Origin of the sequence: Glaciimonas soli (assembly GCF_009497155.1) — a bacterium.
Lineage (GTDB): Bacteria > Pseudomonadota > Gammaproteobacteria > Burkholderiales > Burkholderiaceae_D > Glaciimonas > Glaciimonas soli.
The window spans coordinates 1-7,092 of the sequence record NZ_WINI01000007.1 but is presented as its reverse complement, the minus strand read 5'-3'; the positions used below and the strand labels follow the sequence as shown (position 1 = coordinate 7,092).

General features: G+C 50.8%; 6 protein-coding genes and 2 pseudogenes. 3 read left to right on the top strand and 5 right to left on the bottom strand.

Going from position 1 to position 7,092, the window contains the following annotated elements; genetic code table 11:
* Positions 1-72 precede the first annotated feature (72 nt).
* Both GEV47_RS12285 and GEV47_RS12280 read right to left on the bottom strand, forming a co-directional pair.
* Entirely contained in the window at positions 73-2,040 is a 1,968-nt protein-coding gene (locus GEV47_RS12285; RefSeq protein ID WP_153235077.1) for a replication endonuclease, read from the bottom strand.
* 304 nt (positions 2,041-2,344) lie between these two features.
* The gene (locus tag GEV47_RS12280) at positions 2,345-2,587 is read right to left on the bottom strand and encodes an ogr/Delta-like zinc finger family protein (protein ID WP_153235076.1); all 243 of its coding nucleotides are present in this window, start codon (positions 2,585-2,587) and stop codon (positions 2,345-2,347) included.
* Between the two features lie 57 nt (positions 2,588-2,644).
* On the opposite strand from GEV47_RS12280, the gene GEV47_RS19715 reads away from it, so the two are divergent.
* A complete protein-coding gene (locus tag GEV47_RS19715) occupies positions 2,645-2,779 on the top strand; it encodes a hypothetical protein (RefSeq protein ID WP_265588507.1) in 135 nt (44 codons plus the stop codon).
* A gap of 13 nt (positions 2,780-2,792) precedes the next feature.
* On the opposite strand, the gene GEV47_RS12275 is transcribed toward GEV47_RS19715, so the two are convergent.
* A complete protein-coding gene (locus GEV47_RS12275; protein ID WP_153235075.1) occupies positions 2,793-3,041 on the bottom strand; it encodes a ribbon-helix-helix protein, CopG family in 249 nt (82 codons plus the stop codon).
* Positions 3,042-3,239: 198 nt separating this feature from the next.
* Here GEV47_RS12275 and GEV47_RS12270 point away from each other — a divergent pair, with 198 nt between their 5' ends.
* Positions 3,240-3,611 (top strand): helix-turn-helix domain-containing protein, encoded by a 372-nt coding sequence (locus tag GEV47_RS12270; RefSeq protein WP_153235074.1) that lies wholly within the window; start codon positions 3,240-3,242, stop codon positions 3,609-3,611.
* 409 nt (positions 3,612-4,020) lie between these two features.
* Here the strand turns inward: GEV47_RS12270 and GEV47_RS19580 are convergent.
* A pseudogene (locus tag GEV47_RS19580) lies at positions 4,021-4,190 on the bottom strand (group II intron reverse transcriptase/maturase); the annotation flags it as partial.
* Between the two features lie 248 nt (positions 4,191-4,438).
* Complete coding sequence (locus tag GEV47_RS19805) at positions 4,439-5,491, bottom strand: reverse transcriptase domain-containing protein (protein WP_322741660.1); 1,053 nt, start codon at positions 5,489-5,491, stop codon at positions 4,439-4,441.
* Positions 5,492-5,534: 43 nt separating this feature from the next.
* Here GEV47_RS19805 and GEV47_RS12260 point away from each other — a divergent pair.
* Positions 5,535-6,736 (top strand): annotated as a pseudogene (locus tag GEV47_RS12260) (IS3 family transposase).
* Positions 6,737-7,092: the final 356 nt, after the last annotated feature.

Here is a 7,092-nt window from a genome sequence, read left to right as displayed (position 1 = left end):
GAGACACCGATGGATAAATATTCTGCGGCTTCAGTCGCTGTCATTAATGGTTTTTGCATTACTTCACCTCTTTCATAGGTCACTTTTGTTCATAAAAATGCGTGGGTAGGGACAGGCATTGCGCTGTGCCCAGAATGTGACAATGCGTTTGCGTGCTGCAATGTCGTTGTTTTCATACGCAGCCACTTCCAGCCGGCGCGTGTTTTCGCATTGCGTGTTCATCGCATCCGCAAAATCCTTGGTTTCCCGCTCAAGATCTTTCGATTTCTTCTCTATCGCCGACCAGTTGGTCGGCTGGTACACCGGCTGGGGATTCTTTTCGAGGAAATCAGCCAGCCGAACCGCAATTGCAGCTGATTCCTCTGGGGTTAACACTGAGGTCGGGACTTTCTTCTTAAACTTTTGCGTACAGTTATTTACACCAGTCCAAGGTAAGTCAAAAACAGCAGCCTTGGCGGCGCCGACGACCGTCCATTGATAGCGCACCGATTCGTACACGGCGTGGGGATTGAATGCGTGATAAATCCCGCATGGCTTGTCCATCTCATAGGTGGCGTACTTGCCTTCGACGATGGTGCTACGCGTGGCGATCTTGACCAACCCTTTACGCCCGACTGTGGGGCCGCCTTGGGCCAGCAGATAATCGCGGTAAGAGGCTTGTTTGATGGTCTTGACGGTTTTAAGACGCTTACCGTCAACAATATTGATTTCAGTTGCTTTAATGGTTTGTGCAGCCTGCCATGCCGATTTCACCGCATCCGGCGCATGCAGGATGCTTTCGCTTTTGACACGCCGTAACTCGCGCCATGGACCAACCGGCGCACCGCCAACCTGCTGAAACTGCCGGATGCCCCAGGTCTGCGCCCAATAGCAGACACGCTGAGTCGGGGTAATCAGTTCGTCACCGACCAGGTCTTCTACCAAAATATGCTTTTGCCCCTCTTCGATCACATGGTGATCGCCCAGATTCTTGCCATCGGTGTTCTTGGTGACATACTTGATGATGTAGCCGGCAGCCGTTCCCTTGCCGGCTTCTATCCGCACCAATTTGACGCGGTTCTTTTGGGCACCACGTTCGTCACCATCGTCGAGCAGGGCATAAGCCGTGATAATTTTCTCGTAACGCTCAAGGTGTTCGGGCGCAACAAACATCAGCATGTGCCAGTGAGGACAACCGTCATGGTGTGGCTCGGCAATGCGGAAACCGTAGGCGTGGATGCCGTCGCGGTGTAGCTTGGAACGTATCTTCTTCCACACGTCACACAGATAGGCTTGCGCATCGCGTGGAGTCGGTTCCCCAAATGCCTGGTATTTCGGGTTAGGTTCGCCATTCTTACTTAAGACCGCATGATATTTGCTTGGTGCGGTGATGGTGGCAAAGATGCCGACATGATGCAGATCGGAGGCGATTTCTTCAAAGCCCCGGATACGTGTCATCAATTCGCTGTGCCGAATGGACTTGTTGGCCGTGCCGAGAGCGGCCAGCTCTTCTAAGCTATAGATCTGGCCGTTTTCGTTTTGCATTTCGATGGATGCCAGCAGCTTGGCATTCTGCTTATTGCGACGCTGCTGGCGATAGGCGGTCTCGTTGCTGACATAAGCACCGGCCTTGAAATGGGTAAAGCCCAGACGGATTGCCATATGCTCGCAGCGGCGTGCATGGGCTTTGCGAATGCCGCGCAGCCACCAGGCTTTGTCCAGTGCGCGCCGGATGATTTCGCCTTCTTCCTTACCGGCTGGCGCGGCAACGTCATGGCGCGCGCAGTGTTGGTGAATTGCCGACACAATGGCGTCTAGCGATTGCAGGTCGGCACAGAATTGGTAGCAGGCGCGGGCGGCGGAGTCTGCGGCGCGATAGAGCGCGTCGTCGGATGCATCGAGCGGTAACAAGTAATGATCAGCAGACCAGATTTCGTCAATGACATCGATCTTGTGTTCGTGCTTTTCCATGCCTTCGCGAGTGAACAGATCGCGCAGGGCGCGGCTCATCCGTTTCGGTAAGCGAGTGATCGCCTCGGTGGAATAGAAGTGGTAGCTCATGCAGCGATACCATCGGATTCGCGACTCGCTGTAGGAAACTGGCCGGAGAGTTCAACGCCATGAGCGCAACGCAAGATGGTAGGCAGCTCTTTCATCATTTTGTGTATGCGAAAAAAACACGATATAAAGTGACGGATGATGGAAATAAAATAGTGCGGCATGGCGTTATTTGCTTTAATCAGAATGTGCGAAGCCAGCACGCCTGCTGACAGGCGTGAAAAATGGCTTACTTGGTAATGGGATTGTTTAGGCCGTGATTACGGCGGCGCCAGGATGATAGGGTGGATCATCGGTGCGCTCGGGCTCAGGATAATTGTTGAATGGCCGACCAGTTGATATGTTGCGACAGCGGCACGTCGACACCAGGCTTGGAAATGGACGAAATAGACAGCGTCCGGGCAATTTCAAGTCTCGCGACAAAGCAGAAGCCACATTCCGGGTTCTGACACATATAGGTGATTTCTTTCATCAGAGCCGACATCGGACGGCTTTTAACGGCGCGCGGCAATATCGAGCAATGGGGACAGCGCAAGCCAATATTTCTCATTGAATGTTCTTTGTTTAGCCTAGAACGACGTGCGATCACGATCGTTGTATTTTTTCTTTGTTTGAAGATGAACGCCTGTTATTGCGGCGCCCTTGCGTATGGTTGACGCTATTGTCGTCAGTAGAAGCGATCTATGATGTTGATCGCCATGGCTGGCTGCAAATTCCGCTCGGCTGCCGCTATCTGCCGTAAGAATGTCAGACGCCTAAGCTTTAGCCTCTTCACTATTTGCAAGCCACCCCTTCAGATGTATCTCATCCAACACAGTGAGCCGTGGGTCAAGCTGATATGCCTCCATCCCGCGTTCAATCAGGCGGCGGATGAATGAGGCGCGTGATCGCCCAATCGAGTCAGCCAGTTCCTGGATGGTCGCGATTTCTGTCGCACTCAGGCGTATGCTAATCGGTGCCTGCAGGCAGTCTTTTGGGGAGCGGTGGGGAGAACAAGTTTTCATACGGAAAGTCGATGTGGTTGTTAAGTTGAATAATTATATAGATCTTATTTGAGACCGTGTTAAAAATTTAGTGACTACAAATGACTACATATGTATCTTTATGAGACCTTATGATACTTAGTGACTCCATAGTTACTACACATCTCCTCCGAATGAAGGCATAATGCTCGCACATCACATTATTAAAAATGGCTTCGAATGAGATCAATTGGTGAAATCCTCAAAGAGGAACGGGCGCGGCTGGCAATGAATCAGGACGATTTTGCGGCCGTGGGTGGCCTGAAGCGGCGTGCGCAGACGCTGTATGAGCAAAACGAGCGTTCGCCAGATGCAGTGTACTTGCGGGCGCTAGCTGCTATTGGCGTCGATGTGCAGTACATCCTGACAGGTGAACAAGCCGCATCCGCTTTAACGCAGCACGAAAAAGAGATGTTGATCAACTATCGTAATCTGAACCATCGTGACCAAATCTGCGTGCAAGCAATGGTGAATGCGATGACCGTCCAACCGAATGACATAGCAAAGGATGCTGTCACACATCCAATGTCCGGACGTGCCAATTCTCGTTGAGTTCAGCAAACGCCAAGGTGACATCCGTAGATGCTGACCACGGGCTAGTAGGTAGAACATGCATTATTGGCGAACGGAATCGGACTTCAGTTTTCGTTCGCCTCCGAAATTACAGGTCGTCATCCGGAAAACACGACCTTGTCAAAAGAGCTGGGTTATAACCTAGGCCATTCATTTCAGATGCGCCGATAGCTCACGTAAAATTGCCAATGCCAGTTTTCGATCATTTTCTTTCATTCCCGCAAGTATTTTTGCAATATCTTCAACTTGATCAAGGGGTCTAGCCGAACTCTGCATGAGCAATTCCCTTGCTGCACAGCCATATATGTCGGCTAGCTCGTATAACCGTGCGATTGGCGGAATGACTGCCCCACGCGCAAACCTGGAAATTGTTTCTCGCTCTATCTCACGTAGAGCGCTTAGAACGAAAACCATAGGAATGTGGGCCTGCTGTCGTTTCCGAAGCAGGTTCCAGAGCTCGCAGGTAAAGGGCCTGCATTGCGCTGTCACTCATGGTTGGAATACCTAGCGCTCCTAGCTTGTCGTAACTCTCGGGATATACACCCGACGCAACGGCAAAGCACTTACCTCATCAGCACCTTGTCGTCGGGTACCTGTCTCGCCTGGGACAGTAGGCTACCGTTGATGGCACAACGGGTTTTGTCACCACAACACCTCTACGGGCAAGGCAATTATTCCAACAGTTCCATGTCGCACATCGGTCGGGTAACAGCAGCGCATTGCTGCGCCGCCGTCCCCTAAGAACGGAGCGTGCGACTTTCACCGCACTCCGCTCAAGCCTCTCGAAGTCTTCTTTCGTTAACCGGCTAGTCCCGGAATCGTCGGTATTTGCGCCGCTCGAAGTAATCATTCCACTCCGGATCAAATGGATTAGCTGCACATCGAATTTTGAGGTGTCGCCGGATTTTAGTATCGCGGGCCTTGACCAGCGCAACCATTTCCGTTGAACCTGTTCTTTCGGTAGTAGCAAATACCCAGTGGCGATGTGCTATGCACCTGAAGTATTTATCTTTAATCCATCTTGCCCCTTTGTGGGGATGACGTCGCGTAGCCCAGCGCCACAGTAACTGCCATAGATACGTATCCACATCCGTAAAGATTTTCTTGGCAACGCCATGCCGATGATATTGCGTCCAACCACGGATGACCGGGTTGAGTTGCTGTATCAGGTTATGTTGTTTTGCCGCCAGATTGTCTTTGACGATTTTCCTGAGTTTGCTGCACAGAGACTGAATGCTTTTCTGCGCAGGTCGCGTGAGTAGCTTGTCGCCGAAGCGACGAAGATTCACGCCCAAGAAATCGAATCCCTCCTCAATAGCAGTGACACGCGTTTTCTCAGCAGAGAGGGTGAGACCCCGTTCCGCCAGAAACGCTTCGATACACGGTTTGACTTCTTGTTCCAGGAACTCTTTCGAGTGGCCTGTCACAATAAAATCGTCGGCATACCGAACGAAGTTCATATGGAGTCGACTGCGCTTCCCTTCGGCGTTTGCGAGCTGTTGACTAAAACGTGCTTGCAAGCCATCGAGTGCCATGGTTGCCACCGTCGGAGAAATGATACCCCCTTGTGGTGTGCCCGCCATGGTTGGGGAGAGGATGTGGCTTTCCATGAAACCGGCTTTTAACCACGTTGCCAGTATCGCCTTATCCGTTGGGATATTGGCGAGTAACCAGTCATGATTAAAATTGTCGAAGCATCCTTGAATGTCAGCTTCCAACACCCACCGAGCAGAGAATTTCTGCGATAGCGCTCTGAAGCACTGTTCTATCGCATCTGCTGTTGAGCGTTTTGGCCGGAATCCATAGGAATGCGGATCCGCCGTGGTCTCCGAAACTGACCTTGTCCTTGCGAAACGTATCTCTTACTGAGGTTGTAAACTAACCGGCAAGGGGAATAAATAAATGGCAAAAAAAGGACAAGTGAGAGCACGTTACACTGCGGAATTCAAACAAGAATCGGTAAGACTAGTGCAAGCTGGTCAAAGTATTGCAGCAGTCAGCAGGAATATCGCGGTAAGTGAACAAACATTGTACAACTGGGTAAAGGCCGCGCGAGATAGTCGATTAAATGAAGCTAAAAGCCCTGTTGTCACGCCAGAGCAAATGGAATTATCTCGGTTACGTGCTGAGAATGCGCGCTTAAAAATGGAGCGCGATATCCTAAAAAAGGCGGCGTACTTTGCGAAAGAATCGATGTGAAGTACGCTTTTATCAAAAATAATGCGCAATGGTCAGTTAAAGTCGTCTGTCAGTTACTTGATGTAAGCACCAGCGGCTATCACGACTATTGTCGACGTCAAGTACGGCCCATGAGCACAACAGCGCGACACCGTGAGGAAGGCATTGTGGCTCACATGAAAGCGATTCACCACGAAGTCAAGCAAGAGTACGGTTGGTCGCGCATGCATCGTGAATTAGCGCATCGTGGTATTCGAGTCGGCAAAGAACGCGTCCAAAAACTGATGCAACGTCATGGCATACGTGCCAGGCATAAACGCAAATGGATTGCTACTACCAACTCTCATCATAGTTTGCCAGTTGCACCAAATCTGCTGGAAAGAAATTTCACGCCAGCAGCGCCGAATCGAGTCTGGAGCAGTGATATCACGTACATCCATACTGAGCAGGGCTGGTTGTATTTAACGGTGATGTTGGACTTGCACAGTCGTCAGATAGTTGGCTGGTCTATGCAAAATCATATGCGAGCTGAGTTGGTCGATGATGCGTTAAAAATGGCTTGGTTCCGACGTCAACCCAAAGCGGGGCTCATCGTCCATAGTGATCGTGGCAGCCAGTATTGCAGCAAGCCATTTCAAGACAGCATGACAGCATGACAGCATGACAGCATGACAGCGTATGGCATGCGTTCTTCGATGAGCCGTAAAGGAAATTGTTGGGACAATTCTCCAGCTGAGAGTTTATGGGGGGCGCTGAAAGTGGCGCGTATTCATGGCAAAAAATTTGCTACTCAACGAGAAGCAAAAGATGAGATCGTTGATTGGATAAACTTTTATAATGCACGTCGCCAGCATTCAACACTTGGTTACGTCAGCTCCATGAATTTCGAGAAAAACTGGCTTGCAAAACAACAGCAGGTCGCATAAAAATTCTCAGTTATGGGATACGGTTTTGAAGGGCAAGGTCAGCGTACGACAAGGTATGCCGTAAGAATGAGACGTTTCAGCACGATGTCCTGGCAGGTTCGGTCTTGGAGAGCGCCGTGGACGCCGCTGGCGTCGCAGCGTGCAAGGCAAAGCAGTTCGTAGAACGTCGATCGATGATTGCCGATTTTCGTGCAAAAGCGGCAACGGACGATGCTAGCTATCCATTATTTGTATTGGTTCAAACTTGACCCGACATGAACTGTCAGGGCAAGTCAAGATCGACACTTTAAAGAGGGGGGGGGCTGTTTCCACCCCCTCCCCATCAAGACTGTTTCAGCCCTCGCCTTGCACGGGGT